Consider the following 26,257-nt stretch of genomic DNA (forward strand, 5'->3'; position numbering starts at 1 on the left):
CCCTGCGGTTGTTGCAGCCGACCCCGGTCACGGACGTGGCCGGGGTCAGCCGTACCCTGAGTGCGGACAGAAACCGCACAACCCCCACGAATCAGGAGCCGCCGGATGGATCACAGCGGGCACGGCATGATGATGGATCTGCCGCCGTTCACGCTGGGGCGGGGGCTCCAATGGTCGGCGGACCCCTTCTTCCTCGTGGCCTGCCTGCTCGGGCTGGGGCTGTACGGCTGGGGTGTCGTACGGCTGCGGCGGCGCGGCGACGCGTGGCCCGTCGGCCGGACGGTGGCGTACGTCGTCGGTGTGCTCACCATCGCCCTGGTCATGTGCACCAGGCTGAACGACTACGGCATGGTGATGTTCAGCGTGCACATGGTGCAGCACATGATCATCAGCATGCTGTCGCCGATCCTGATCCTGCTCGGCGCGCCGGTCACGCTGGCCCTGCGTGCGCTGCCTACCGCCGGCCGGGGCCGCAAGGGCCCGCGCGAGCTGCTGCTGGCACTGCTGCACAGCCGCTACATGCGGATCATCACCCACCCGGCGTTCACCATCCCGCTGTTCATCGCCAGCCTCTACGCGCTCTACTTCACCCCGATGTTCGACTCCCTGATGGGCTCCAGGGCCGGGCACATCGCGATGATGGTGCACTTCCTCGCGGTCGGGGTCGTCTTCTTCTGGCCGATCATCGGTGTGGACCCCGGTCCGCACCGGCCGGGGCATCTGATGCGGATGCTGGAGCTGTTCGCCGGCATGCCGTTCCACGCGTTCTTCGGTATCGCCCTGATGATGGCGTCGACGCCGATGGTGGAGACGTTCAGGAACCCGCCGGCCTCGCTCGGCATCGACGCGCTCTCGGACCAGAACGCGGCCGGTGGTATCGCCTGGGCGTTCAGCGAGATCCCGTCCGTGCTGGTGCTGATCGCGCTGCTGTTCCAGTGGTACCGCTCCGAGCAGCGGCAGGCCAAGCGCAAGGACCGGGCCGCCGACCGGGACGGCGACAAGGAGCTGGAGGCGTACAACGCGTATCTGGCCTCGCTGAACTCCCGCGAGGGCTAGGGGGTGTTGTTTGGATCGGGCCGGCCGTGACGAGCGGTGCCGGCCGGCGGACCCGAGCGGGGTCTGGTGCGTGCAGCTGCAAGGCGGAGGAGGGAGTCGACGCGGAGCGTCGGCGAGTGACGACAACGCGGCAGATGCGCGTGCCAGGGCCCGCGACGCCGGGGTGATCCAAACGACACCCCCTAGGGGGTGTCCCCTCCGGGCGGGATCGGGGGCACCATGGTCAGGGACGGACCACGAGGAGGGTGTCGCGATGCCCGGTTCCACGAACGGTTCCACCAAGGTGATGGGGGCTCTCACGGTCGGCGGGCTCGTCGTCGTGACCGCCTACACGGTCGCCCTCGGCAGCAACGGCTGGCTGTGGTTCGGCTGGGTGGTGCTGGGTCTGCTGACGCTCGCCATGGTCGTCACCCAGTCGTGAGGTCTCCCGCCCTGCTGGTCTGACCTACAGTGCCCGCATGAACAGCAGGACACCCTCGTTCGACGACCTCGACCGCAAGATCATCACGGCGTTGATGGCGAACGCCCGGACCAGCTTCGCCGAGATCGGCGCGGACATCGGGCTGTCCGCGACGGCGGTCAAGCGGCGCGTGGACCGGCTGCGGGAGACCGGGGTGATCACCGGGTTCACGGCGACGGTGAAACCCTCGGCGCTCGGCTGGCGCACCGAGGCGTACGTCGAGGTCTACTGCGAGGGCGCGGCACCGCCCCGGCGGCTGGCGGAGGTCGTGCGCAACCATCCGGAGATCGCGGCGGCGATGACGGTCACGGGTGGCGCCGACGCGCTGCTGCATGTGCGGGCGCGGGACGTGGAGCACTTCGAGGAGGTGCTGGAGCGCATCCGCGTCGAACCGTTCATCCGGAAGACGATCAGCGTGATGGTGCTGTCCCACCTCCTCCCGGAAAGCCCGGAAGCGGGCGCCACCCATGCGGCGCCCGAATGACCGGAAGTATGCGCAGGACTGGTGCGTGAAGCAGCCGAAGAACGCAGCGATGCTGCACGTATGCGCAGGTATTTTTCCTTGTCGACCGTCTGCCTCCCTTTCTACCGTGGATCACATCCCCAAGTGACACACAGCAAAGCGGAGGAAACCCTCTGTGTCCGAAAGCCGTGTACAGCGCCCTCGGCGCTTTCTCGTCTGTGAACCCAGACATTTCGCCGTGCAGTACGCGATCAATCCGTGGATGCATCCCGACAAGCCCGTCGACGTGGACCTCGCCCAGGAGCAGTGGCAGACACTGATCCGCGCCTACCGCGCCCACGGGCACACCGTCGACTCGGTCGAGCCGGTCCCCGGACTGCCCGACATGGTCTTCGCCGCCAACGCGGCGTGCGTCGTCGGCGGCCGGGTCTTCGGATCGCTGTTCCACGCGCCGGAGCGGCGTCCGGAGTCGGTGCACTACGACACCTGGTTCAAGGCGGCGGGCTACGACGTGTACCGCCCTGAGTCGGTGACCGAGGGCGAGGGCGACCTGGTGTGGACGGGCCGGTACGTGCTCGCCGGCACCGGATTCCGCACCACACGCGAGGCGCACCGGGAGGCGCAGGAGTTCCTCGGCCACCCGGTGATCGGCCTGACCCTGGTGGACCCGTACTTCTACCACCTGGACACGGCGCTGTTCGTCCTCGACGACGACAACATCTGCTACTACCCGGAGGCGTTCTCGGCGGGCAGCCGTGAGGTGCTGCGCCGGCTGTACCCGGAGGCGGTGCTCGCCACCCGGGAGGACGCGATGGCGTTCGGTCTGAACTCCGTGTCCGACGGCCGCAACGTCTTCATCGCGCCCCGCGCCGAGGCGCTCGCCGACCGTCTGGCCGGCCACGGTTACGTCCCCGTCCCCGTCGACCTGTCGGAGTTCCACAAGGCCGGCGGTGGCATCAAGTGCTGCACCCAGGAGATCCGCTGATGAGCGCACCCGCGCGTTCGCGTACGTCCGCCGACCTGATCCGCGCGGAGGAGCCCGTCCTCGCGCACAACTACCACCCGCTGCCCGTGGTGGTGGCCCGGGCCGAGGGCACATGGGTGGAGGACGTCGAGGGCACCCGCTATCTCGACATGCTCGCCGGATACTCGGCGCTCAACTTCGGCCACCGGCACCCGGCCCTGACCGAGGCCGCGCACCGCCAGCTCGACCAGCTGACCCTCACGTCCCGCGCCTTCCACAACGACCGGCTCGCGGAGTTCGCCGAGCGGCTCGCGCAACTGACCGGCCTGGACATGGTGCTGCCGATGAACACCGGCGCCGAGGCGGTGGAGAGCGGCATCAAGGTGGCCCGCAAGTGGGCCTACGACGTCAAGGGCGTCCCGGCCGGCCGGGCGACGATCGTGGTCGCGGCGGACAACTTCCACGGCCGTACGACCACCATCGTCAGCTTCTCCACGGACGAGACGGCCCGCACGGGCTTCGGGCCGTTCACGCCCGGCTTCCGGATCGTGCCGTACAACGACCTGGCCGCGCTGGAGGAGGCCGTCGACGAGACGACGGCAGCGGTGCTCATCGAGCCGATCCAGGGCGAGGCCGGCGTCATCATCCCGGACGCCGGCTATCTGGCAGGGGTACGGGAGCTGACCCGGCGCAAGGGCTGCCTGTTCATCGCGGACGAGATCCAGTCCGGCCTGGGCCGTACGGGCCGTACCCTCGCCGTCGAACACGAGGACGTCGTCCCGGACGTGCTGCTGCTCGGCAAGGCGCTCGGCGGCGGGATCGTACCGGTGTCGGCGGTGGTGGCCCGGCGCGAGGTGCTGGGGGTGCTGCACCCGGGTGAGCACGGCTCGACCTTCGGCGGCAACCCGCTCGCCGCCGCGGTCGGCACCGCGGTGGTCGGGCTGCTGGAGACCGGCGAGTTCCAGCGGCGGGCCGCCGAGCTGGGCGTGATCCTGCGGGACGGGCTGACCGAGCTGGTCGGCAAGGGCGTCCTCGGCTTCCGGGCACGCGGCCTGTGGGCGGGCGTCGACGTCGACCCGGCGATCGGCACCGGCCGGGAGGTCAGCGAGCGGCTGATGCGGGAAGGGGTCCTGGTGAAGGACACCCATGGCTCCACGATCCGGCTGGCGCCTCCGCTGACCATCACGGCGGAGGAACTGCGCTCCGCGCTGGCGGCGCTGGAGAAGGTGCTGGGTTCCTGAGCCCGGCGGGGGGCGGCCGTACACCGCCCCCCGCCCCCCGTCCTCCACCCGATGGCCGAAGCGTGAGGATGGAGACATGGCGTGGTAGACCACTCTCAGCGACAGAGAGGTCGGCCGTGGGCACTCACGAGGAGCGGGACGTCGCCCGGCACCGGTTCGACGTGGCGGATGCCGCGCCCCTGCTGCTCGACGCGCGGGGCGTGGTGACCGGCTGGACGCCGGACGCCCAGCGACTGCTGGCCTACCGGGCCGCCGAGGTGGTGGGCACCGGGGTGGCCGGCCTGCTGTCCGCCGAGGACGCCGCGCGAGTGCCCGAACTGGCCGAGCGGTGCCGCAAGGACGGCGGCTGGGCGGGGCTCCTGACCGCGCGGCGCAAGGACGGGTGGCCGGTCCGGGTGATGGTGCGGGTCACTCCGGCGGTGGAGCCCGGCGGCGCCCCGCACTGGCTGGTGCTGCTCTCGGAGATGTCCGGGGCTCGTGGCTGGGACATGAGCCGTGCGGTGCTGGAGCAGATGGTGACCGACTCCCCCGTCGGCATCGCGATCGTGGACACCGATCTGCGGTGCGTGTGGTCGAACGCGGCCCTGGAGCGGTACGGCGGCGGCTCGGCGCGGGAGCGGCTGGGGCGCCGGCTGGCGGAGATCCAGCCGGGCATCGACTCCGCGGGCATCGAGGCGCAGATGCGGCGCGTGCTGGAGACCGGGCGGCCGGTGGTCGGGTACGAACATGTGGGCCAGGTGCGGTCCGCGCCGCACCGGGAGACGGCACACATGATGTCGTTCACCCGCCTCGACGACGACCGGGGCCACCCGATGGGCGTGTACTACACCGTCGTCGACATCACTGAGCGGTACCGCGCCCGGCAGCGGCTGGCCCTGCTCGACCGGGCCGGCGAGCAGATCGGCCGCAGCCTGGACATCGTGCGCACCGCGCAGGAACTGGCCGACGTGGCCGTGCAGGACTTCGCCGACTTCGTCAGCGTGGACCTGCTGGAATCCGTGCTGCGGGGCGCGGAGCCCGAGCCGGTGCCGCTCGGCGACACGGATCAGGTGCCGCTGCGACGGGCCGGGCACCAGTCGGTGAACCCCGGGGTGCCCGAGGCCCTCGCCCGGATCGGCGAGGTGGCCACCTACCTCGCCGGATCACCCCCGATCCGCTGTCTGACCACGGGCCGGTCCTGGCGCGAGGAGCGGCTCGACCCGCTGGCCAGGGAGTGGGCCACCGACCTTCTGGGCGGCCGAAGGGCGACCTTCCTGGAGCTGGGCCTGCACAGCGTGATGATCGTGCCGATCCGCGCGCGGGGCGTCACGATGGGCGTCACCACCTTCTTCCGGCGCCACCGTCAGGAGCCGTTCGACGAGGACGACCTGAGTCTCGCCGAGGACCTGGTCTCCCGTGCGGCGGTCTGCGTGGACAACGCCCGCCGCTACACCCGCGAGCGGGACGCGGCCCTGGTCCTGCAGCGCAGCCTGCTGCCGCACCTGCTGCCCGAGCAGGACGCGGTGGAGGTGGCCGCCTGCTACCGGCCGGCCGACGAGCTGACCGGCCTGGGCGGCGACTGGTACGACCTCATTCCGCTGTCCGGGGCGCGCGTGGCCCTGGTCGTGGGCGAGGTGCCGGGGCACGGGATCGACGCCGCCGCGGGCATGGGCGGCCTGCGGACCGCCGTACGCACCCTCGCGGCGCTCGACCTGCCGCCCGAGGAGGTCCTCGCGCACCTCGACGACCTGGTGGCCCGCACGGCCCGTGAGGAAGGCGTGCCGCCCTCGGCGGATGCCGGCATGCGGGCGGCGGGTCCCGAGTGCGTGTACGTCGTCTACGACCCCGTCGACGGGCGGTGCACGATGGCCTCCGCCGGCCATCCCGCGCCCGCGGTCGTCCTGCCCGACGGCACCGTCGGCTTCGTCGACCTCCCGCGGGGATCGCCGCTCGGGGTGGACGGTCCGCCCTTCGAGGCGGTCGAGCTGACCCTGGCCGAGGGCAGCACACTGGTTCTGCACACCGACGGGCTGCTGGTCCGCGGGGGCGACGACAGGGCCGTCGCGGCGGACCGCGACCGGCTGCGCCGTGCCCTGGAACGACCCGCCTCCTCGCTCGAACTGCACTGCCGGGCCGTGGTGGACGCCCTCCTCCCTGACCGGCCGTACGACGACGTGGCCCTGTTGATGGCCCGCACCAGGCTGCTGGGCGCCGACCGGGTCGCCGACTGGGACCTGCCCGCCGACCCGGCCGTGGTCGCAGACGCCCGCAAGGAGGCCGACCGGCAGCTGGCCGAGTGGGGTCTGGAGGAACTGGCGTTCACCACCGAACTGGTCGTGAGCGAGCTGGTCACCAACGCGATCCGGCACGCCGAGGGCCCCATCCGGCTCCGGTTGATCAGGGACCGGGCCCTGATCTGCGAGGTCTCCGACAGCGGCGCCACCGCACCCCATCTGCGGCACCCGCGCACCACGGACGAGGGCGGCCGCGGACTGCTGCTGGTCTCCCAGTTCACCCAGAGGTGGGGTACCCGCTTCGTGCCCGGCGGGAAGGTCATCTGGGCCGAGCAGTCCCTGACGGATCCGCCATGAACGATGCGGCCTCGGCACGGGCGGAGGCGTGTGCCGTCGGCACGGGCGGGGGCGCGGGCCCCCGCCCGTCGTTCGTCGGCTCCCGCTGTCCGTCAGCGCTTGCCGAGGAGCTTCTTCATCTCCTTGATCTCGGCGTTCTGCGCGGTGACGATGGCGTCCGCCATGGTCTTGGCAGGCCCGTAGGCGCCCTTGTTCTGCTCGGTGCCGGCCATCTCCACGGCGCCCTGGTGGTGCTCGACCATCAGGGACAGGAACTTCGTGTCGAAGTCCGTACCCTTCGCCTTCTTCAGCTCGCTCATGTCACCGTCGCTCATCATCCCGGGCATCCCGGCCATGCCGGACATCCCGGAGTGCCCCGAGTGGTGCATGCCGGCCATGGGTACCTGCTCACCCCAGGACTTGAGCCAGCCGGTCATGGTGCGGATCTCGGGGTCCTGTGCCTTCTCGATACGGGTGGCGAGGTCCTTCACCTGCGCCGAGGAGGCCCGGCCGGCGGCGAGCCGCGCCATCTCCAGGGCCTGCTGGTGGTGCGGGATCATGCCCTGCGCGAACGTGACGTCCTGGGCGTTGTGCGCGGTGCCGGCCGACGTGCTCGGGGAGGCCGACGGCCCGTGGGCGGCGCGGCCGTCGACGTCACCGCTGCCACCGCAGGCGGTGAGGACGAGGGCGGCGGTCACGGCCACCGCGGCCAGGGCGGCACGGCGCGTCGAAGTACGGCTGGTCATGCTGGAACTCCTGTGTTTCTCAAGGGATTCGGGAAGGCGGGAGCACGACCGCGAGCGCTCCGCCGGCAGGCGGGCGGCTGCGGCCGGCAGGGCCTTCTAGATCCGCAGGAGTTGGAGTTCGGCCAGAGAGGGCGGGGCGCGGGCGCCGTCCGGTGCGCTGCCCGCGCGGGAACGCGGGCAGCGGACCGGTGCGGGAGCCGTCACCGGGTCGGGGACGAGTGCGGGCAGCTGGGGGCCGCCGTTCACCGCGCCCGAGGCACAGGTGGGGTCCGCGTGGTGCAGATGGCTGCCGCCGCAGTGCCCGTCGCCGCCCGGACAGTCGTCCTGCGCGGAGACGACGACAGTGCCGGTGAGATGTGCGCTGCGGCCGTGCTCCGCCCGTCCCGTACCTCCGCCGGGCGCCAGGGCGTGCATGCCCAGCAGCCCGGCCAGCACCGCGAGCACGAGCAGCGCACGCCACCGCCGCTGCGGCGGGTGCGGGGCGTACGGTGCGGTGCTGGGCATCGGCCCCATCGTACGGGGACCGATCCTGGCGTCCGCGCGGGGCTCGCCACACGTCCGGCGCCGGAGGCTCGCCCGACGAGCGGGCCCGCGCGGCGGGGCCGGGGCCATCGACCCGTGTGCGCTGGTCGAGGACGGCATGAGCACGGCCTGTTGCGGTTACAGATGACCACAGGCGCACGCGGGGTGGCCTGGAGGAGTGAGGGGCGAGCCGTGTTCTATTACCTGCTCAAGTATGTGCTGCTGGGGCCCCTGCTGAGACTCGTCTTCCGGCCCCGGATCGAGGGCCTGGAGAATGTGCCGGCGTCCGGCCCCGCGATCGTCGCCGGGAACCACCTGTCGTTCTCCGACCACTTCCTGATGCCGGCGATGCTGAAGCGACGCATCACCTTCCTCGCCAAGGCGGAGTACTTCACCGGCCCGGGGCTCAGGGGCCGGCTCACCGCGTTCTTCTTCCGCAGTGCCGGGCAGATCCCGGTGGACCGCTCGGGCAAGGAGGCGGGTCAGGCCGCGATCCGCGAGGGCCTCGGCGTGCTGGGCAGGGGCGAGTTGCTCGGGATCTATCCGGAGGGCACCCGTTCGCACGACGGCAGGCTCTACAAGGGCAAGGTCGGCGTCGCCGTGATGGCGCTGAAGGCCGGGGTGCCGGTGGTGCCGTGCGCGATGATCGGCACGTTCGAGGCCCAGCCGCCCGGGAAGGTCATCCCGAACATCCACCCCGTCACCATCCGCTTCGGCAAGCCCCTGGACTTCTCCCGCTACGCCGACATGGAGCGGGAGAAGGCCGTTCTGCGGGCCGTCACCGACGAGATCATGTACGCGATCCTGACGCTGTCCCAGCAGGAGTACGTCGACGAGTACGCGGCGGTCGTCAAGGCGGCACAGGCGGCGCAGGCGGCCGAGAAGAAGGAACGCAGGTTCCCGCGGGCACCGCTGAGCTGACCTCTGCCGTCGGCAGAAGGAAGGTGCCCGGGGCTGCCCGGCTGCCTAGGCTCGCCGTATGAAGAGGGCTGTGGTGACAGGGGCGAGCGGGCAGATCGGCCGCCCGACGGTGGCCGCGCTGGCGCGGGACGGATGGGACGTGACGGCCGCCTCGCGCGGCGGCGGGCGGGACACGGCGTGGGACGCCGGGGTACGGACGGTGCGGCTGGACCGGGCCGACGACACGGCCCTGGCCGCGGTGGTCGGCGACGGCTGCGACCTGCTGGTCGACATGGTCGCCTATGACGCCTCGCACGCCCGGCAGTTGACGTCCCTTGCGGGCCGGATCGGCTCGGCGGTCGTGATCTCGAGCGTGTCGGTGTACGACGACGGCTCCGGCCGGAACTTCGACACACTGCACAAGCCGGGCGGCTTTCCCGCCTACCCGGTACCGGTCCCCGAGACACAGCCGACGGTGGCACCGGGCGAGGCGTCGTACAGCACCCGGAAAGTCGCGCTGGAGCGTGAACTCCTCGCTGCCGGTGGCGAGTTTCCGGTCACGGTGCTGCGGCCGGCCGCGGTGCACGGGCCGTACAGCCCGCTCCCCCGCGAGCTGTACTTCGTGAAGCGCAACCTGGACGGCCGGCGCAGCCGGGTGCTCTCCTACCGGGGCGAGAGCCGGTTCCATCCGTCGAGCGCGCGGAACATCGCCGAGCTGGTGCGACTGGCGGCGGCCCGGCCCGGCACCCGGGTGCTCAACGCCTGTGACGGCGAGACGCCGACGGTCGCCGGGATCGGCGCGGCGGTCGACGCGGTGATGGGCGTGGAGACGCGGACGACACTGCTCGACGGGCCTCCCAGGGGCTCGGTCGGCGGGACACCGTGGTCCGTGCCGCACCCGGTCGTCTTCGACATGTCCCTCGCCGAGCGGGAGTTGGGCTACCGGCCGGTGGTGTCGTACGCCGACAGCCTGCCGGAGACGGTCGAGTGGCTGACCGGTGTGCTGGCCGGGCGCGACTGGCGGGAGTGCTTCCCGCTGCTCGCCCGGACGTATCCGGACCTGTTCGACTACGCGGCGGAGGACGCCCGGCTCGCGGCATGAGCTTCGCGGCACGAGCTCGGTGGCATGAGCTTCGCGGCATGCGCGAGGGGCGGCCGGTGGATCCGGCCGCCCCTCGTCACCGTGGGACTGTTACGGCTTGGGCGTGGCGTGCGGGGTGCAGGTCACGTCCGCGGTGTCCAGCTTGCCGTCGATCAGGTAGGCGTCGACGCGCTGGTTGATGCAGGGGTTGACCAGGCCGGTCACACCGTGGGAGCCCGCGTCCTTCTCGGTGATCAGGCGGGAACCGGCGAAGCGCTTGTGCAGTTCGACGGCGCCCTCGTAGGGAGTGGCGGCGTCCCGGGTGGACTGCACGATCAGCACCTGCGGCAGGCCCTTGTGGGTCTTCACCTGGACCGGGGTCTGCTGCTTGGCCTGCCAGGTGGCGCACGGCAGGTTCATCCAGGCGTTGGCCCAGGTCATGAACGGGTAGTCCTTGTTGAGCCGGGTGTTGTCCCGGTCCCACTTCTTCCAGCTGGTGGGCCACTTGGCGTCGGTGCACTCGACGGCCGTGTAGACCGCGTTGCTGTTCTCGGCGGTGATGTTGCCGGCCGTGTTCGACAGGTCGGGGGCGGCGGCGTCGACCAGCGCCTTGGTGTCACCGGCGACGTACTTGCTGAACACCGTGGCGACCGGCACCCACGAGGAGTCGTAGTACGGCGCGCTCTGGAAGAAGGAGATCAGCTCGGCCGGGCCGACGACCCCGCCGATGGGGTTCTTCTTGGCGGTGGCGCGCAGCTGGAGCCACTTGGCCTGGACGGCGGCGCGGGTGGTGCCGAGGTGGAAGGCGGCGTCGTTCGCGGCGACCCAGTCCTCCCAGTCCTTCCAGCGGCCCTCGAAGGCGATGTCCTGGCCCAGGTTGGCCTGGTACCAGATGTTCTCCCGGGAGGGGTTGACCACGCTGTCGACGATCATGCGGCGCAGGTGGCCCGGGAAGAGCGTGCCGTACACGGCGCCGAGGTAGGTGCCGTAGGAGACGCCGAGGTAGTTGAGCTTCTTCTCGCCCAGCGCGGCGCGGATGACGTCCAGGTCGCGGGCGGTGTTCGGCGTGGTCATGTGCGGCAGCATCGCGCCGCTGCGCTCGGCGCAGCCATCGGCGTACTCGCGCGCCAGCTTGCGCTGCGCGGTCTTGTCCGCCTCGGTGTCGGGCACCGGGTCCATCTTCGGCGCCTTGACGAACTCCTGCGGGTCGATGCAGGAGATGGGGGCGGAGTGCCCGACGCCGCGCGGGTCGAAGCCGACGAAGTCGTAGGCCTTGGCGACGTTCGCCCAGACGGGGTTCTTGTTCGTGACCCGGGTCGGGAAGCGCAGCCCGGAACCGCCGGGACCGCCCGGGTTGTAGACGAGCGAGCCCTGGCGCTCGCTCTTGGTGCCCGTGTTGCCGATGCGGTCGACGGCGAGCTTGATCTGCTTGCCGTACGGGTGGGCGTAGTCGACGGGCACGGTGACCCAGCCGCACTGGATGGGCTTGGCGAACCCCCAGTCGGCCGGGCAGTCCTGCCAGTCGATGCCGGCCTTGGCGGCGCGGGCGGCGGCTATCGCGGCGCCCTTGGCCTCACGGTCCGGGCTCGGCCGTCCGGCGGCGCCGGCCGCGGGTGCCGAGACGACGCCGGCGATCAGCGTGGCGGTGACGAGTGCTCCGGCCGAACCGAGCGCCAGCAGGCGGCTCTGCGGTCTGTTCTCCCTCAAGTGGGGCCCCTCCCCCTACATCTGCATCTCTGCGAATGGTCAGGCGGGGATCCTTTCGGCTGTGAGCTGCCTGAGACCAGGGGTGGCCCCGTATCTTTACCAATCCGATAACCGGACGATCATGTTCGGGCCGCGCTGTGCGGAGCGCGCCTCAGCCGAGGTCGCCCAGTGCCTCGTCCAGGACTCGTCGTAGCCGCAACGCGTCGGGCGCGACGGCGCTGACCAGGGCTGCCGGTCCCGTCAGCGGTATCAGGGCGGCGCACTCGCCCAGCATCCGGCCCTCGACCGGCCGATCCGCGAAGTCGGGCCGTACGACGACCAGTTGGCCCACCGCGCGGTGTCCCGCCAGGACGGCCGGGCCGTCCCAGCCGCCCGGGGCGCCGGGGCCGTAGGACAGTTCCTGGTCCAGTACCGTCCGGCCCGCGACCCGGACGGTCAGCCGGCTGGTGAGGCGCCCGGGTTCCTCTCCCGTCCGGCCGAGCACCTGCTCCTCGCGCAGGACGAGCCGGGCGCCGGCGGCGAGTTCGGCCCGCGTGGTGACATACAGGTCGCTGCCGCGGGCCGAGATCAACTGTTCGGGCAGCCAGTGCAGTTCGGCGCCGTCGGCCACGTCGAGCCGTACGTCGTAGCGGGCTTCGCCCTTGGCCTGACCCGGCAGGGCGAGGGTGGCGGCGGCCGAGCCGACGTGCAGCCGGGCGCCCTCCTCCAGCCGGGCGGTGAGCGTGAAGCGGTCCCCGCCGAGCGGTCCGCTCATCGCACCAACCACCATGACCCTCGCCCCGGTGCCGCCGGCCCGGGTGCGGCGCAGGGCCAGCGGGCCCTCGCCGTCCAGCACGGGCAGCGCGGTGCCGCCGCGGCCGTCGGCCCGGGCGACGATCCGCGCGTCCGCCCGGACTCCGGTGCCGGTCATGCCGTCCACGCGGCGAGCCGCTCCCGTACCCACGCGGCCACATCGGCCACACCGGCCGTGCCGCGCAGCGACTGGAAGACCACCGGGAGTCCGGCGCGCTGGGCCTTGGCGTCGGCAGCCATCCGGGTGAGGTCGGAGCCGACGTGCGGGGCGAGGTCGGTCTTGTTGACGACGAGCAGGTCGGCCGTGGTGACGCCGGGGCCGCCCTTGCGCGGGATGTCGTCGCCGCCGGCCACGTCGATCACGAAGATCTGCGCGTCCACCAGGCCTTTGGAGAAGGTCGCGGTGAGGTTGTCACCGCCGGACTCGACGAGGATCAGGTCGAGCGGGCCGACCGCGTCCTCCAGGTCCTCCACGGCTTCAAGGTTGGCGGAGATGTCGTCGCGGATCGCGGTGTGCGGACAGGCGCCCGTCTCCACGGCCGTGATCCGCTCGGGCGGCAGCACGGCCTCCCGGAGCAGGAACTCGGCGTCCTCACGGGTGTAGATGTCGTTGGTGACGACGGCGAGCGACAGCTCGTCGCGCAGGGCCCGGCAGAGCGCGGCGACGGTCGCGGTCTTCCCGGAGCCGACGGGCCCGCCGAGCCCGATGCGCAGGGCGCGCCGGGCTCCGTCGGGGCGGTGGGCGTCCGCACTGACGGCGGCGGGGCCGGAGTGGGTGTGGTCGAGGTGCATGACAACGGCTCCATTTTCAGCCAGGTCCGGCATCAATCAGCCCGTCCGGGGTCCCCTCTGGGGGAGTCCGAGGACGAGGCCGTTCAGGCCGATCGGGGGTCCAGGGGGCGAAGCCCCCTGGCGGGGTCGAAGGGGCAGAGCCCCTGGGGTGGGACGGGCAGGGGCGGCGGGGGCGGCCTCTACGACGCGAACAGTCGTACCGGCCAGGCCGCGTGCCACTCCGCACCGACCTCCAGCAAGGGCCCCGACGCGGCCGGCAGCGCGTCGACACCCTCGTCGAGCACCCTCCGCGCCGCCTCCACCGCGGCGTCCGCGACGCGGTCCAGCTCCGGCGCCAGCCGGGCCAGCACACCGGTGGCGTCGAACGGATCGAGGCTCAGCAGTCGTACGGTCGCCGTCGTCGGCCCGCTGACGCTCTCGTACACCGCGCAGTACGCCGCGTCGTCCGGTCCCAGCCCGGCCGCCCGGGCGGCCAGGCCGAGGACCACCGGCTGGTGCGCCCCTTTGGGGAACTGCCGGGCCAGGGCGTCGAGTTCGGCGCAGGGCCAGGTGGCTCTGGCCGCGCGCAGCAACTGCCGCCCGAGCCGGCGCGCAGCGGTCCGCAGCGCGGGAGACGGCGTACGGGCGTCCGCCGCCGCGTCCAGGTCCCGCGGGTCCACTCCGCGTACGGCGGCCGCCGCGAGCGCGCCCGCGACCAGCCCGGCGGTGTGCAGCCGGCCCCGGCAGAAGTCCTCCAGGGTCGCGGCGGAGGTGATCCGGCCCGCTTTGACGGCGGCCTCGGCACCGCCGGAGTGCGCGTGCCCTCCGGCGGGGAAGCGGCCGTCGGCCAGGACGAGAAGTGCTGCGCGTGACATCGCGAAACCCCGTCAGAACAGGAAGTAACGCTGGGCCATGGGCAGTTCGGCGGCCGCGGTCGCCTCGACCAGCTCGCCGTCGATGTGCACGGCGAAGCTGTCGGGGTCGATCCGGACGTCGGGCCGGGCGTCGTTCTCGCGCATGTCGGCCTTGGTGACCGCACGCGTGGACTCGATGGCCACGAACCGTTTGCCGAGCCCCAGCCGCTGCGGCAGCCCGTCCTCGATCGCCAACTCGGCCACGAAGTTGACCGAGTTGGCGGCGGGGGCGCGGCCGATCGCGCCGTACATCGGGCGGGGCAGGATGGGCTGCGGGGTGGGGATGGAGGCGTTGGCGTCGCCCATCTGCGCGTAGGCGATCTGCCCGCCCTTGATCACGAGCAGCGGCTTGACCCCGAAGAACGCGGGCTCCCACAGCACCAGGTCGGCGAGCTTGCCGCTCTCGACGGAGCCGATCTCGGCGGCGAGCCCCTGGGCGAGCGCCGGGTTGATCGTGTACTTGGCGACATAGCGCCGTACCCGGTGGTTGTCCGCCCGGCCGTCACCCGGCAGCGCACCGCGCCTGCGCTTCATCACATGCGCCGTCTGCCAGGTGCGCAGGACCACCTCGCCGACGCGGCCCATGGCCTGGGAGTCGGAGGAGATGATGGAGATCGCGCCGAGGTCGTGGAGGACGTCCTCCGCGCCGATGGTGGAGGGCCGGATCCGGGACTCGGCGAAGGCGAGGTCCTCGGGGACCGCCGGGTTGAGGTGGTGGCACACCATCAGCATGTCGAGGTGTTCCTCGGCGGTGTTGACGGTGTACGGCCGGGTCGGGTTGGTGGAGCTGGGCAGCACGTTGGGCTGCGAGACCACGGTCATGATGTCCGGCGCGTGCCCGCCGCCGGCGCCCTCGGTGTGGTACGAGTGGATGCCGCGGCCCGCGATCGCGGCGAGGGTGTCGCCGACGAAGCCCGCCTCGTTGAGCGTGTCCGTGTGGATGGCGACCTGGATGCCGGTGCGGTCGGCGACGGTGAGCGCGGCGTCGATGACGGCCGGGGTCGAGCCCCAGTCCTCGTGCAGCTTCAGGCCGACGGCGCCGCCGCGGATCTGGGAGAGCATCGCCTCGTGCGAGACGGTGTTGCCCTTGCCGAGGAAGCCGATGTTGACCGGGTAGGCCTCCATCGCCTCCAGCATCCGGGCCAGGTGCCAGGGACCGGGCGTGACGGTGGTGGCCTTGGAGCCCTCGGCGGGGCCGGTGCCGCCGCCGACCAGGGTGGTGATGCCCGAGGCCAGCGCCTCGTCGGCGACCTGGGGACAGATGAAGTGGACATGCGCGTCGATGGCGCCGGCGGTGAGGATCCGCCCGTTGCCCGCGATGATCTCGGTTTCGGGACCGATGACCAGGTCGGGGTGGACCCCGTCCATGGTGTCGGGGTTGCCGGCCTTGCCGATCGCGGTGATCCGGCCGTCGCGGATGCCGACGTCGGCCTTGACGATGCCCCAGTGGTCGACGATGACGACGCCGGTGATCACGGTGTCGGGGGTGCCCTCGGCGCGGGTGGCGCGGGACTGGCCCATGGACTCGCGGATGACCTTGCCGCCACCGAAGACGGCCTCGTCGCCGGACGCGCCGGGCCCTCCGGAGCGGTCCTCCTCGATCTCGATCAGCAGGTCGGTGTCGGCGAGCCGGATGCGGTCACCGGTGGTGGGGCCGAACAGGTCGGCATAGGCGCCGCGGGAGATCTCAGGCATCGAGGGCACCTCCGGTCTCCCCGCGCAGCCCCGGCACGATCCGGGCGCCGGCCAGGGGCACGAGTTCGACGTCGACGGGGATGCCGGGCTCGAAGCGCACGGCGGTGCCGGCCGCGACGTTCAGCCGCTTGCCGCGGGCCGCGGCACGGTCGAACTCCAGGCCGGGGTTGGCCTCGGCGAAGTGGTAGTGGGAGCCGACCTGGACCGGCCGGTCGGCGGCGTTGAGGACGGTGAGGCGGGTGACCTCACGGCCCGCGTTGACGAGGACGGGGGCGTCCGCGAACAGAATCTCTCCGGGAATCATCGCGGCCCTCTTCAGATGATCGGCTCGTGGACGGTGACGAGCTTGGTGCCGTCCGGGAAGGTCGCCTCGACCTGGACGTCGTGGATCATCTCGGGGACCCCGTCCATGACGTCGTCCCTGCTGAGGAGCTTGCGGCCGGAGGACATGAGTTCGGCGACGGTACGGCCGTCACGCGCGCCCTCAAGGATGTGCGACGTGATGAGGGCGACCGCTTCCGGGTGGTTGAGCCGTAGTCCGCGGGCCCGGCGCTTCTCGGCCACGTCGGCCGCCACGTGGATGAGCAGCCTCTCTTGCTCGTGCGGGGTCAGTTGCACGTCCCACCTCACAGTCCTTGCTCCGGCCCGTGCGGGGTCCGGTTGCCGCAGCCATCACGACGGGATAGGTGTAACACACAGACAAATCCCCGGATCGTCGTCAATCCGGGCAGAAAAACCCCTGATGGCGTGGATCGGCAGGCTAGAACGCCGGAGTTTCAGCGACGTTAACCAGACCTTGATCCGTCGATGACCGCGCGATGGGACCCCTGATACCCGCGCCGTTCACGACACGCCAGGACCGCGATGCTCGGCGGCGATCCCGAAGCGCTGCTGTTCGCGCGGGACGGAACCGGCCTCGCGGACACCCGAGACCGAGCTGATGACCTGCTCCTCGGCCGGCTCGTCGAGCGCGTCCAGCCGCTCCAGGTCGGCGGCCGAGACCAGCGCGACCAGCGGCTTGCCGTGCCGTGTCACCACGACGCGCTCTCCGCCGTACACCACGCGGTTGATCAGGTCGGCGAGCTCAGCCCTGGCTTGCGTCACCGGAATCTCGTAGGCCATACCGTCATCGTACGTCAGGTACGTCCTGTACATTTTTTACAGAAGCCGAGCCCACCGGAGGCCGTGCGATGAGGAGGGGTATGCCCATGTCCCGAGCGTTCGCCCGCTATGTCCTGCCCGAGTTCACTGAGCGCACCAGCAGCGGCGTGCGCACGCTCGACCCCTACGGCAAGCTCTTCGAGGACCGGATGGTCTTCCTCGGCACCCCGCTCGACGAGGCCGCCACGAACGACGTCATCGCCCAGCTGATGTACCTCGAACACGCGTCCCCCGACCGGGACATCACGCTGTACGTCAACTCACCGGGCGGCTCGTTCAGTGCACTGACGGCCGTCTACGACACGATGCGCTACGTCAGTTGCGACGTGGCCACCTACTGCCTGGGCCAGGCCGCGTCCCATGCAGCGCTGCTCGTCGCGGCCGGCGCACCCGGCAAGCGGTTCGCGCTGCCCGGCGCACGCATGGTGATCGAGCAGCCCCGGCTTCCCGAGCCGATGCAGGGCCAGCCCAGTGACCTGCTCATCCGGGCCGAGGAATTGGCAAGGATGCGCGCACTGACGGAGGAGATGCTCGTACGGCACACCGGGCGCACGGCACAGGAGGTACACCACGACCTGGAACGGGACGTGATCCTGGACGCCCCCGGGGCGCTGGCCTACGGTCTGGTGGACGGCATCGTGCCCGGCCGGCGGAGCACGCCCGGCGCACCGGACGCGAGGTGAGCCGCCGATGCTGCCGGAACTGCCGCCCCTGCCCGCACTGACCCGCGCCGAGGGAGATCTGATCGACCGTTACCTGGAGGCGGTCGACCTGCTGGGCAGGATCAATCCGGGGCGGGACGGAGACACCTATCACGGGCTGCGCGCGGCCCAGGCCCTGGTGCGCAAGGCCGCAGAGCTGCGCGACGCCCTCGCGTTGATGCACCAGCGGGGTGAGACGGAGCTGCACGGGAACACGCTGGCACGGGCCCTGCGGGTGCTGGACGGTGCACGCCGCACCGCTCGCGTCACGCTCCCGACCGACGGCGTCGGCTGATCCGGACGCCCGCCCGGCAGGACGGACCCGGATGTCGACACGCGCCGTCCGGGGCGGGCTCGAAACGCCCCGAACGGCGTACCCCCGACCGACGTATATCCAGATCGTTCTACGGACCTCCCGACTTGCGCACCGCGCGGGTCGGCAGCGTGGAGGACGAGGCTCCGTCCCAGGTCGGCGGCTACGGCCGGGATGTGACGGTGCCTCGAACGCAGCCCTGTCCACTCGAACGGGTGAGTGGTGAGTAACGCCACAAATCCCCGGATCCATTGGGATTTTCAGACAGCTGTGAGTGAAGATCCCTGTCTGACGACAAGCCCCCGCCACAACGGCGGGGCGGTCCGGGCGGACGCCGAGTCCTGCCGCCGCACGGATGACCGGTCGACGGAGTGGATCGGCAGGAGTGGAGGACCCGAGCAAGACGGGTCGCCGGAACGGAAGTTCGTCTGTGCGTCACAGACGGCCGGACGTTCCGAGCAGCCCTTGGGGTGAAGCCGCGACGCGGCCGGGCAACTTCGCCAGCCCGAATCCGACAGGTCATCCTTCACAGGCGGCTGACGAAGGGTTGCGCATGACTGCGCTGAATCGTGTCCCGTCGCTCATGGCCCGGGCCGGCACGGCCTCGGCTCTCACCCTCGCCGCCGTCGGCGGCTCGATCGCGGTCCCTGGTCTCGCCACCGACGCCTCGGCCGCCACCCTCGCGACCAAAGCACTGCAGGTCGCGGCCTCCAAAAAGGGTTCCCCATACCAATGGGGGGCCACCGGTCCGCACAGGTTCGACTGCTCGGGGCTGACGCTCTACTCGTTCAAGAAGGCGGGCAAGAGCCTGCCGCGCACCGCAGCCCAGCAGTACAACAAGACGCACCACATCTCGGCCCTCAGCCGTAAGGCCGGTGACCTGGTGTTCTTCCACTCGGGTTCCAACGTGTACCACGTCGGCATCTACGCCGGACACGGGAAGATCTGGCACGCGCCCAGGACCGGGGACGTGGTGAGGCTCCAGAAGATCTGGACCAGGAGCGTCTGGTACGGCCGGGTGAACTGACCCGCCGTCAGGGCAGGAGCGGCTCCAGCAACAGGGCCGCTCCCGCACCGTCAGCGCCACCCCGGTGCCCGCCTGGAGCCCACGGGCGGCCCGGGGCCGACGCAGCCACCCCCGGGGTGCCTCCCACGCCTTCGAGGCAGGGGAGGGTGCTCGACGAGCTTCAGCAGGCCCGGCACGAGCCGGCGCAGCCGACCGGACTGACCGGACGTGCCGCTGTCGGCCGCCGGCCAGGGCCACAGCGGTGGCGCCCGACGAGGCCGACCCGGCGCTGCCCCACACCTACCACCCGGCCGAGACCGTTCCCGTGCCGTCGCCGGGCCGTTGGCACCCGGCCCGTCGCGGTTCCCGGCCCCGCCCGGAGAACACCGCAGGGACTGTCCGGCCGGTCACGACGCCCGCCGGCTCGACGCCGACCAGCCGGTAGCCACCGAGACCACCGCCCCGGGCCCGCCCCACCCTGCCCGTCACCCAACCAGCTCAGCGCCCCGACTCCCCGCCCCCCACACGACCAACCCGACCGTCCGAAGCCGCCGCCACCCTGTCCGTCATCCACCAGCCCCGCTCCGCCCAGCCCGCCTTCTCCCCGCCCAACGCCGTCGCACCCGTCCTCCCAAGCCCTCACCAGCCGCCCCTCGTCCCCGCGCCCGTCCCCGAGCCCGTCGCCCCGGACTCGCCGCCCGTCCCCTCGTCCCCGAGCCCGCCGTCCCTGGGACCGTCGCCGGCCGGACTCGCCGCCCGGGCGTCGCCGCCCGGCCCCATCGCCAAAGGCCTGTCGTCCGGCGGAGCCGCCTCAAAGGCCCCGGGTGAAACAGCCCAGCACCTCCGCCCAAAGGGCTACGGTTCCTGTGGGCCCCCTGCCGGAACCGCCTCGGCCGGGATGGTCCAGGGGAGTTCGATGGAGACTGTCTTGCCGCCCTCGCGGGTGGGGCGGACGCGGAGTTTGCCGCCGCACTCGGCGGTGAGCCAGCGGATGATCACCATGCCGCGGCCGTTGTCCTGCTGGACCGCCGCGGGCAGTCTCTTCGGGAAGCGGGGGTGACTGTCCGTGACGCCGATGCGCAAGTGTTCGTCACGGTCCAGCGCGATGTCGACCGTGAAGGTGGGTGACTGGCCCAAGGTGTGCTGTACGGCGTTCGTGGCGAGTTCGGAGACGATGAGCCGCACGCTGTCGGCCACGTCGGTGTCCGACGGCAGGCCCCACTCCTCAAGCGTGTCCACGACGTAGGAGCGGGCGGCGGACACCGAGGCGGGATCGCTCGGCAGAGTGACGGATGCTTCCAGATGGTCTGCCATGGCGACGTCGTCCCTTTCCCACGGGACCGCAGTCCGACATGGAGCGGATGGTTCGAGTACGGTCCCGGACTGGTGCTTGCTCGCCAGACTGCCATCACCGGGCCGGTCACGGGGAGCGATCCACCAAGATATGCATATATCTGTCGCCCAAAGCGGTGAACTCTACGACGCGAGACCGTATTTGGACGGCTCGGAAGGAGTAAGGAGGAGCCCATGCAGAACGGGCCGGCAGTGCGCCGCCGCAAATTGGGCGCCGAACTGCGCACGCTGCGTACCGGCGCTGGGCTCACGAGCGGTGAGGCAGCCCGGCTGGTCGGCTGGCACCAGTCGAAGGTGAGCCGTATCGAGACGGGTGCCAGCGGCGTGAAACCAGCCGATGTCCGGTTACTCCTGGACGCCTACGGAGTGGAAGACGGGCAGCTGCGCGAGTTGCTGCTGATGCTGGCGGGTTCCGAGGGCACGGGCGACCGGCACGGCTGGTGGCACGCCTACCGCGGGGTGCTGCCGCCCACCTACCGGGATTTCATCAGCCTGGAGTCGCAGGCGAGAGCGATGCGCACCCTGGAGACCACGGTCGTGCCCGGACTGCTGCAGACGCCCGAGTACGCCCGCGCGGTGACCCGGGCCGCCGTGAAGGGCCTGGACGACGAACGCCTGGACGCGCTGGTGGAGGTGCGGCTGGCCAGGCAGGACGTGCTCCGCGCCGACCCGCCGCTCAAGCTGTGCGCGGTGCTGGACGAGGCGGTGCTCCGACGCCAGGTCGGCGGCCCGGAGGTGATGAACCGGCAGCTGGCGCGGCTGATGGAGGCCGCCCGCCTGCCCCAAGTACGGCTTCAGGTGCTGCCGTTCGGGGCGGGAGCGCATGTCGGCCTCACCGGGCCTTTCGTTATTTTCTCATTTCCGAGCACTTCTGATCTGGACGTGGTTGTTCTCGACCAGTTGACGAGTAGCCTCTACCTGGAGCGGAAAGAAGACCTCATGGCCTACTCGGAGGCCTTCGACACCCTTCGGATGCACGCCCTTTCACCCGAGGACACGTTGGAATACATCGCCGGAATAGGTGACGGCGCGTAAGGAGGCACCATGTCAGCACTGCCTCGGAACGTCCCTGCCAGTACCGACCTGCACGACGTGCGCTGGCTGCGCAGCAGCTACAGCACGGGAGCCAACAACTGCGTGGAGACGGCCCGGCCGTGCTCCGGTCCCTGGGCCGGACTGCTCGCCGTGCGCGACTCCAAGAGCCCGGCCGGACCCGCGCTGCTCTTCTCCGCCGGGAGCTGGACCGGTTTCCTCACCGCCCTCTGACCGAGGACGGCCACCGACCCACAACACGACCACGCGCGAAGCACGGCCGTGTCACGCCGACTCATGGTCGCGTTTCGCCGATCACACGTACAGCGCGTTCGATCTCGGCCCCGGACAGGTCCGCGCGGGCGGTCAGCCGCAGCCGTGAGATGCCGTCGGGCACGGAAGGAGGACGGAAGCAGCCCACGGCCAGCCCCGCCGTACGGCAGTCGGCCGCCCAGCGCACGGCCTGGTCCGGGGACGGCGCCCGCACGGAGACCACCGCGGCGTCCGGACGCACCGCCTCCAGACCTGCGGCGGTCAGCCGTGCGTGCAGTTCGGCGGCCACCTCGCGGGCGCGCGCCGCGCGCTGCGGTTCGCGGACGAGCAGCCGCAGCGCCGCGAGCGCGGCCCCTGCCGCCGCCGGAGCCAGGCCCGTGTCGAAGATGAAGGTCCGGGCCGCGTTGACCAGGTGGTCGATCACCGGCGCCGGGCCGAGCACCACGCCGCCCTGACTGCCGAGCGACTTGGACAGGGTGGCCGTGACCACCACGTCCGGGGCGCCGGCCAGCCCGGCCGCGTACGGCGCGCCCCGGCCGCCGTCGCCCAGCACCCCGAGCCCGTGCGCGTCGTCCAGGACCAGCCCCGCGCCGTACTCCCGGCACGCCTCCGCGAGCTCGGCCAGCGGCGCCCGGTCGCCGTCGACCGAGAAGACCGTGTCGGAGACGACGATCGCCGCTCCCTGGTGGCCGGCCAGGGCCTTGCGCACCGCCTCGGGGTCGGCGTGCCCGACGACCTGCCTGCCGCCCCGGGCGAGCCGGCAGCCGTCGATGAGGGAGGCGTGGTTGCCGGCGTCGGAGACGATCAGCGAGCCGTGCGGGCCGAGCGCGGTGACCGCGGCCAGGTTGGCGGCGTAGCCGGAGGAGAACACCAGCGCCGCCTCGAAGCCGCAGAACGCGGCAAGCTCGCGCTCCAGCTCGGTGTGCAGCTCGGTGGTGCCGGTGACCAGCCGGGAGCCGGTCGAGCCGCCGCCCCAGACCCGGGCCGCCCGCGCGGCCCCTTCGGTGACCTCGGGGTGGTGGGCGAGGCCCAGGTAGTCGTTGCTCGCCAGATCCAGCAGCGGCGACTCGGCCGGGCGCGGGCGCAGGGTCCGTACGAGTCCGGCGCGACGACGCGCCTCCGCCTGCTCCGCGATCCAGCCGAACGCCATGGCTCCTCCGATGTTTTGTAGGTAGCGGACAGACACTAGCGGCAGGACCAGCCCCCCAGGGTGTGGCAATACCCACACGGTGAACCGTCTCCGTTGTGCAAACTCTCCTTGGCCCGGGGCGGTCCCGTAGGACAAGATCGGGCCTCATGGACCTGCTGAACACGCTGGTGGACAAGGGGCTTCGGCGCGAGCTGCCGACCCGCGAGGAAGCACTCGCCGTACTGGCCACCTCCGACGACGATGTGCTCGATGTGGTGGCCGCGGCCGGCAAGGTGCGCCGGCACTGGTTCGGCCGCCGCGTGAAACTGAATTACCTGGTCAACCTCAAGTCCGGCTTGTGCCCGGAGGACTGCTCCTACTGCTCCCAGCGCCTCGGCTCCAAGGCCGACATCCTGAAGTACACCTGGCTCAAGCCCGACGAGGCCTCCCAGGCGGCCGCCGCGGGCCTGGCCGGAGGCGCCAAGCGGGTGTGTCTGGTGGCCAGCGGACGCGGCCCGACGGACCGGGACGTGGAGCGCGTCTCGGAGACCATCAAGGCGATCAAGGAGCAGAACGAGGCCGTCGAGGTCTGCGCCTGCCTCGGTCTGCTCTCCGACGGCCAGGCCGAGCGGCTGCGCGACGCGGGCGCGGACGCCTACAACCACAACCTCAACACCTCGGAGTCCACCTACGGGGACATCACCACCACCCACACCTACGCCGACCGGGTGGACACGGTGAACAAGGCGCACGCGGCCGGCCTGTCCGCCTGCTCCGGTCTGATCGCGGGCATGGGCGAGAGCGACGAGGACCTGGTGGACGTGGTCTTCTCGCTGCGTGAACTGGACCCGGACTCCGTTCCGGTGAACTTCCTCATCCCGTTCGAGGGCACCCCGCTGGCCAAGGAGTGGAACCTCACCCCGCAGCGCTGCCTGCGGATCCTCGCGATGGTCCGGTTCGTCTGCCCGGACGTGGAGGTCCGTATCGCGGGCGGCCGTGAGGTCCATCTGCGCACGATGCAGCCGCTCGCGCTGCACCTGGCCAACTCGATCTTCCTCGGCGACTACCTGACCAGCGAGGGCCAGGCCGGCAAGGCCGACCTGGAGATGATCGCGGACGCCGGTTTCGAGGTGGAGGGCGCCGGCGAGGTGACGCTGCCGGAGCACCGGGTGGAGGCCGCGGGCGGCTGCGGCTCGCACGGGAGCGCCGGCTGCGGCTCCGTCTGCGGCTCGCACGAGGGCGCGGAGGCGTGCGGGAGCGGGGGCGCGGAGGCGTGCGGTACGGCGACCGCGCCGGCCTCCCAGGAGGCGCGCACCGACCTCGTGGCCGTCCGCCGCCGGGGCGCCGGAACGGACCTCGCGCCCAATGCCTGACCTGGCCGCCCTGAGCGTGCCCGAGCTGCTGGAGCTCGACCGACGGCATGTGTGGCACCCGTACGGCCCGATGCCCGGACGTGCCGAACCGCTGGTGGTGGAGTCGGCGAGCGGGGTCCGTCTGAGACTGCGGCTCGCCGACGGGGCCCAGGACGACCTCGTGGACGGCATGTCCTCCTGGTGGTCGGCGATCCACGGCTACAACCACCCGGTCCTCAACGAGGCGGCGCACGAGCAGCTCGGGCGGATGAGCCACGTGATGTTCGGCGGGCTCACGCACGAGCCCGCCGTACGGCTCGCGAAGCACCTTGTCGACATGTCGCCACAAGGCCTGGAGCATGTCTTCCTGGCCGACTCCGGCTCGGTGTCGGTCGAGGTCGCGGTGAAGATGTGCCTGCAGTACTGGCGCTCGGTCGGCAGGCCCGGCAAGCAGCGGCTGCTGACCTGGCGGGGCGGCTACCACGGAGACACCTGGAACCCGATGTCCGTGTGCGACCCCGAGGGCGGGATGCACGCGCTGTGGTCGGGCGTGCTGCCGCGCCAGCTGTTCGCCGACGCCCCGCCGGCTGAGTACGAGGAGTCGTACGCCGACCACCTGCGCGAACTGGTCGCCCGGCACGCGGACGAGCTGGCCGCGGTGATCGTGGAGCCGGTCGTGCAGGGGGCGGGCGGGATGCGCTTCCACTCCCCCGCGTATCTGCGGGTGCTGCGCGAGGCGTGCGACGCGCACGGCGTACTGCTGGTGTTCGACGAGATCGCCACCGGCTTCGGCCGCACCGGTGCGCTGTTCGCGGCGGAGCACGCGGGCGTCACCCCGGATGTGATGTGCGTGGGCAAGGCGCTGACCGGCGGTTATCTGACGCTGGCGGCGACGCTGTGCACCGCACGGGTCGCGGACGGGATCTCCAGGGGCGAGGTGCCGGTGCTCGCGCACGGGCCGACCTTCATGGGCAACCCGCTGGCGGCGGCCGTGGCCTGCGCCTCCATCGAACTGCTCCTGGGCCAGGACTGGCGGGCGGAGGTCAAGCGGATCGAGGCGGGTCTGTGGGAGGGCCTGGCGCCGGCCCGTGAGCTGCCCGGCGTCCGGGACGTCCGCGTCCTCGGCGCGATCGGCGTCGTCCAGCTCGACCACGAGGTGGACATGGCCGCGGCCACCGCGGCCGCCGTACGGGAGGGCGTGTGGCTGCGCCCGTTCCGCGACCTGATCTACACGATGCCGCCGTACATCACCTCGGACGAGGACGTGACAAGGATCGCGCGCGCGGTGTGCGCCGCGGCGCGGGAGGGATGACATGCCGGTACTGGTGATCACGGGGACGGGTACGGAGATCGGCAAGACCGTCACCACCGCCGCCGTCGCCGCGGCGGCGCTCGCGGCCGGACGCTCGGTGGCCGTGCTGAAGGCCGCCCAGACGGGGGTGGGGCCGGACGAGCGCGGGGACGCCGACGAGGTCGCGTGGCTCGCGGGTCCGGTGACGGCCGCGGAACTGGCCCGCTATCCGGAGCCGCTGGCGCCCGGTACGGCGGCCCGGCGGGCGGGCATGGCGCCCGTACACCCGCACGAGGTGGCCGACCGGGCGGGGAAGCTGGCCGCCGACCACGATCTGGTGCTGGTCGAGGGGGCGGGCGGGCTGCTCGTCCGGTTCGACGCGGCCGGCGGCACCCTGGCCGACGCGGCGCGGCTGCTGGACGCCCCGGTGCTGGTCGTCACCCAGGCCGGTCTGGGCACGCTCAACACGACGGAACTGACGGCGCTCGAACTACGGCGCCGGGGGCTGGAGTTGGCGGGCATCGTGATCGGCAGCTGGCCCGGCTCGCCCGACCTCGCCACCCGCTGCAACGTCACCGAGCTGCCGGAGGTCGCAGCGGCCCCCCTCCTCGGCGCGATCCCCTCCGGGGCGGGGGCGCTGGCACCTGCCGACTTCCGCACAGCGGCACCGACCTGGCTGGCCCCCCGCCTGGGCGGAACCTGGGACGCGGAAGCATTCCAGGTCCGCGAGGCACCGTAACGGCAGCGCCGCCCCGAGCACGGCCCTCCGGGCCGGAGCCACCCAG

At 71.8% G+C, this 26,257-nt stretch carries 28 protein-coding genes and 1 riboswitch; of the genes, 16 read left to right on the forward strand and 12 right to left on the reverse strand.

Annotated elements, in window-relative coordinates:
* Window positions 1-105: 105 nt before the first annotated feature.
* The 6 genes from ACIGXP_RS02815 (at window position 106) to ACIGXP_RS02840 (ending at window position 6,754) form a co-directional block, all read left to right on the forward strand.
* Entirely contained in the window at window positions 106-1,056 is a 951-nt protein-coding gene (locus tag ACIGXP_RS02815; protein ID WP_399763183.1) for a cytochrome c oxidase assembly protein, read from the forward strand.
* Between the two features lie 253 nt (window positions 1,057-1,309).
* Entirely contained in the window at window positions 1,310-1,477 is a 168-nt protein-coding gene (locus tag ACIGXP_RS02820) for a hypothetical protein (protein ID WP_399763186.1), read from the forward strand.
* Between the two features lie 37 nt (window positions 1,478-1,514).
* A complete protein-coding gene (locus ACIGXP_RS02825; RefSeq protein ID WP_363220966.1) occupies window positions 1,515-2,000 on the forward strand; it encodes an Lrp/AsnC family transcriptional regulator in 486 nt (161 codons plus the stop codon).
* Window positions 2,001-2,154: 154 nt separating this feature from the next.
* Window positions 2,155-2,964 (forward strand): dimethylargininase, encoded by an 810-nt coding sequence (gene ddaH, locus ACIGXP_RS02830; RefSeq protein ID WP_363220967.1) that lies wholly within the window; start codon window positions 2,155-2,157, stop codon window positions 2,962-2,964.
* Window positions 2,964-4,184, forward strand: coding sequence for an ornithine--oxo-acid transaminase (rocD, locus tag ACIGXP_RS02835; protein WP_363220968.1), 1,221 nt, complete (start codon window positions 2,964-2,966; stop codon window positions 4,182-4,184). Before ddaH ends, rocD begins: the two co-directional genes overlap by 1 nt.
* Window positions 4,185-4,300: 116 nt before the next feature.
* Window positions 4,301-6,754 carry a SpoIIE family protein phosphatase gene (locus tag ACIGXP_RS02840; protein ID WP_399763191.1) on the forward strand — a complete coding sequence of 818 codons (2,454 nt, stop codon included), beginning with the start codon at window positions 4,301-4,303 and terminating at the stop codon, window positions 6,752-6,754.
* 92 nt (window positions 6,755-6,846) lie between these two features.
* Here ACIGXP_RS02840 and ACIGXP_RS02845 read toward each other — a convergent pair whose 3' ends face one another.
* On the reverse strand, window positions 6,847-7,479 hold the full coding sequence (locus ACIGXP_RS02845) for a DUF305 domain-containing protein (protein ID WP_399763193.1): 633 nt from the start codon (window positions 7,477-7,479) through the stop codon (window positions 6,847-6,849).
* Window positions 7,480-7,575: 96 nt separating this feature from the next.
* Window positions 7,576-7,983 (reverse strand): DUF6153 family protein, encoded by a 408-nt coding sequence (locus tag ACIGXP_RS02850; protein ID WP_363220061.1) that lies wholly within the window; start codon window positions 7,981-7,983, stop codon window positions 7,576-7,578.
* Between the two features lie 210 nt (window positions 7,984-8,193).
* On the opposite strand from ACIGXP_RS02850, the gene ACIGXP_RS02855 reads away from it, so the two are divergent.
* Window positions 8,194-8,922 carry a lysophospholipid acyltransferase family protein gene (locus ACIGXP_RS02855; protein WP_399763195.1) on the forward strand — a complete coding sequence of 243 codons (729 nt, stop codon included), beginning with the start codon at window positions 8,194-8,196 and terminating at the stop codon, window positions 8,920-8,922.
* Window positions 8,923-8,980: 58 nt separating this feature from the next.
* Window positions 8,981-10,003, forward strand: coding sequence for an NAD-dependent epimerase/dehydratase family protein (locus ACIGXP_RS02860; protein WP_399763198.1), 1,023 nt, complete (start codon window positions 8,981-8,983; stop codon window positions 10,001-10,003).
* Window positions 10,004-10,093: 90 nt separating this feature from the next.
* Here ACIGXP_RS02860 and ACIGXP_RS02865 read toward each other — a convergent pair whose 3' ends face one another.
* From ACIGXP_RS02865 to ACIGXP_RS02900, 8 genes are all read right to left on the reverse strand, one after another.
* Window positions 10,094-11,689, reverse strand: coding sequence for an alpha/beta hydrolase (locus tag ACIGXP_RS02865; RefSeq protein WP_363220058.1), 1,596 nt, complete (start codon window positions 11,687-11,689; stop codon window positions 10,094-10,096).
* A gap of 151 nt (window positions 11,690-11,840) precedes the next feature.
* Window positions 11,841-12,599, reverse strand: a complete 759-nt coding sequence (locus ACIGXP_RS02870) for an urease accessory protein UreD (protein WP_399763560.1) — start codon at window positions 12,597-12,599, stop codon at window positions 11,841-11,843.
* Window positions 12,596-13,273 (reverse strand): urease accessory protein UreG, encoded by a 678-nt coding sequence (gene ureG, locus ACIGXP_RS02875; RefSeq protein ID WP_399763201.1) that lies wholly within the window; start codon window positions 13,271-13,273, stop codon window positions 12,596-12,598. Before ureG ends, ACIGXP_RS02870 begins: the two co-directional genes overlap by 4 nt.
* Before the next feature lie 179 nt (window positions 13,274-13,452).
* A complete protein-coding gene (locus tag ACIGXP_RS02880; RefSeq protein WP_399763204.1) occupies window positions 13,453-14,127 on the reverse strand; it encodes an urease accessory protein UreF in 675 nt (224 codons plus the stop codon).
* Between the two features lie 12 nt (window positions 14,128-14,139).
* The gene (locus ACIGXP_RS02885) at window positions 14,140-15,861 is read right to left on the reverse strand and encodes an urease subunit alpha (RefSeq protein ID WP_399763206.1); all 1,722 of its coding nucleotides are present in this window, start codon (window positions 15,859-15,861) and stop codon (window positions 14,140-14,142) included.
* Window positions 15,854-16,165, reverse strand: coding sequence for an urease subunit beta (locus tag ACIGXP_RS02890; protein WP_363220380.1), 312 nt, complete (start codon window positions 16,163-16,165; stop codon window positions 15,854-15,856). Before ACIGXP_RS02890 ends, ACIGXP_RS02885 begins: the two co-directional genes overlap by 8 nt.
* 11 nt (window positions 16,166-16,176) lie before the next feature.
* Window positions 16,177-16,479 carry an urease subunit gamma gene (locus ACIGXP_RS02895; protein ID WP_031160134.1) on the reverse strand — a complete coding sequence of 101 codons (303 nt, stop codon included), beginning with the start codon at window positions 16,477-16,479 and terminating at the stop codon, window positions 16,177-16,179.
* A gap of 225 nt (window positions 16,480-16,704) precedes the next feature.
* Window positions 16,705-16,983, reverse strand: a complete 279-nt coding sequence (locus tag ACIGXP_RS02900; protein WP_363220381.1) for a type II toxin-antitoxin system Phd/YefM family antitoxin — start codon at window positions 16,981-16,983, stop codon at window positions 16,705-16,707.
* Window positions 16,984-17,069: 86 nt separating this feature from the next.
* Here ACIGXP_RS02900 and ACIGXP_RS02905 point away from each other — a divergent pair, with 86 nt between their 5' ends.
* From ACIGXP_RS02905 to ACIGXP_RS02915, 3 genes are all read left to right on the forward strand, one after another.
* Window positions 17,070-17,705, forward strand: a complete 636-nt coding sequence (locus tag ACIGXP_RS02905; protein ID WP_399763212.1) for an ATP-dependent Clp protease proteolytic subunit — start codon at window positions 17,070-17,072, stop codon at window positions 17,703-17,705.
* Window positions 17,706-17,712: 7 nt separating this feature from the next.
* Entirely contained in the window at window positions 17,713-18,018 is a 306-nt protein-coding gene (locus tag ACIGXP_RS02910) for a hypothetical protein (RefSeq protein WP_363220383.1), read from the forward strand.
* Between the two features lie 340 nt (window positions 18,019-18,358).
* A riboswitch (cyclic di-AMP (ydaO/yuaA leader) is annotated at window positions 18,359-18,586 on the forward strand.
* Between the two features lie 3 nt (window positions 18,587-18,589).
* Window positions 18,590-19,063: a C40 family peptidase gene (locus ACIGXP_RS02915; RefSeq protein ID WP_399763214.1), complete on the forward strand. Its 474-nt coding sequence runs from the start codon at window positions 18,590-18,592 to the stop codon at window positions 19,061-19,063.
* A gap of 834 nt (window positions 19,064-19,897) precedes the next feature.
* Here the strand turns inward: ACIGXP_RS02915 and ACIGXP_RS02920 are convergent.
* Window positions 19,898-20,356, reverse strand: coding sequence for an ATP-binding protein (locus ACIGXP_RS02920; RefSeq protein ID WP_363220385.1), 459 nt, complete (start codon window positions 20,354-20,356; stop codon window positions 19,898-19,900).
* A 213-nt stretch (window positions 20,357-20,569) separates the two neighbouring features.
* Here ACIGXP_RS02920 and ACIGXP_RS02925 point away from each other — a divergent pair, with 213 nt between their 5' ends.
* Entirely contained in the window at window positions 20,570-21,430 is an 861-nt protein-coding gene (locus ACIGXP_RS02925) for a helix-turn-helix domain-containing protein (RefSeq protein ID WP_399763218.1), read from the forward strand.
* Between the two features lie 9 nt (window positions 21,431-21,439).
* Window positions 21,440-21,661, forward strand: coding sequence for a DUF397 domain-containing protein (locus tag ACIGXP_RS02930; protein WP_399763221.1), 222 nt, complete (start codon window positions 21,440-21,442; stop codon window positions 21,659-21,661).
* 61 nt (window positions 21,662-21,722) lie between these two features.
* Here ACIGXP_RS02930 and ACIGXP_RS02935 read toward each other — a convergent pair whose 3' ends face one another.
* Window positions 21,723-22,850 (reverse strand): 8-amino-7-oxononanoate synthase, encoded by a 1,128-nt coding sequence (locus tag ACIGXP_RS02935; protein WP_399763222.1) that lies wholly within the window; start codon window positions 22,848-22,850, stop codon window positions 21,723-21,725.
* Between the two features lie 146 nt (window positions 22,851-22,996).
* Between ACIGXP_RS02935 and bioB the strand changes: the two genes are divergently transcribed.
* From bioB to bioD, 3 genes are read left to right on the forward strand one after another with little or no spacing between them, the layout of a single operon-like run.
* Window positions 22,997-24,202, forward strand: coding sequence for a biotin synthase BioB (gene bioB / locus ACIGXP_RS02940; RefSeq protein ID WP_399763224.1), 1,206 nt, complete (start codon window positions 22,997-22,999; stop codon window positions 24,200-24,202).
* Window positions 24,195-25,493, forward strand: coding sequence for an adenosylmethionine--8-amino-7-oxononanoate transaminase (locus ACIGXP_RS02945; protein ID WP_399763227.1), 1,299 nt, complete (start codon window positions 24,195-24,197; stop codon window positions 25,491-25,493). Before bioB ends, ACIGXP_RS02945 begins: the two co-directional genes overlap by 8 nt.
* A 1-nt stretch (window position 25,494) precedes the next feature.
* Window positions 25,495-26,211, forward strand: coding sequence for a dethiobiotin synthase (gene bioD / locus ACIGXP_RS02950; protein WP_363218370.1), 717 nt, complete (start codon window positions 25,495-25,497; stop codon window positions 26,209-26,211).
* The last annotated feature ends 46 nt before the right edge of the window (window positions 26,212-26,257 follow it).

Origin of the sequence: Streptomyces sp. NPDC053069, from assembly GCF_044546895.1 — a bacterium.
GTDB lineage: Bacteria > Actinomycetota > Actinomycetes > Streptomycetales > Streptomycetaceae > Streptomyces.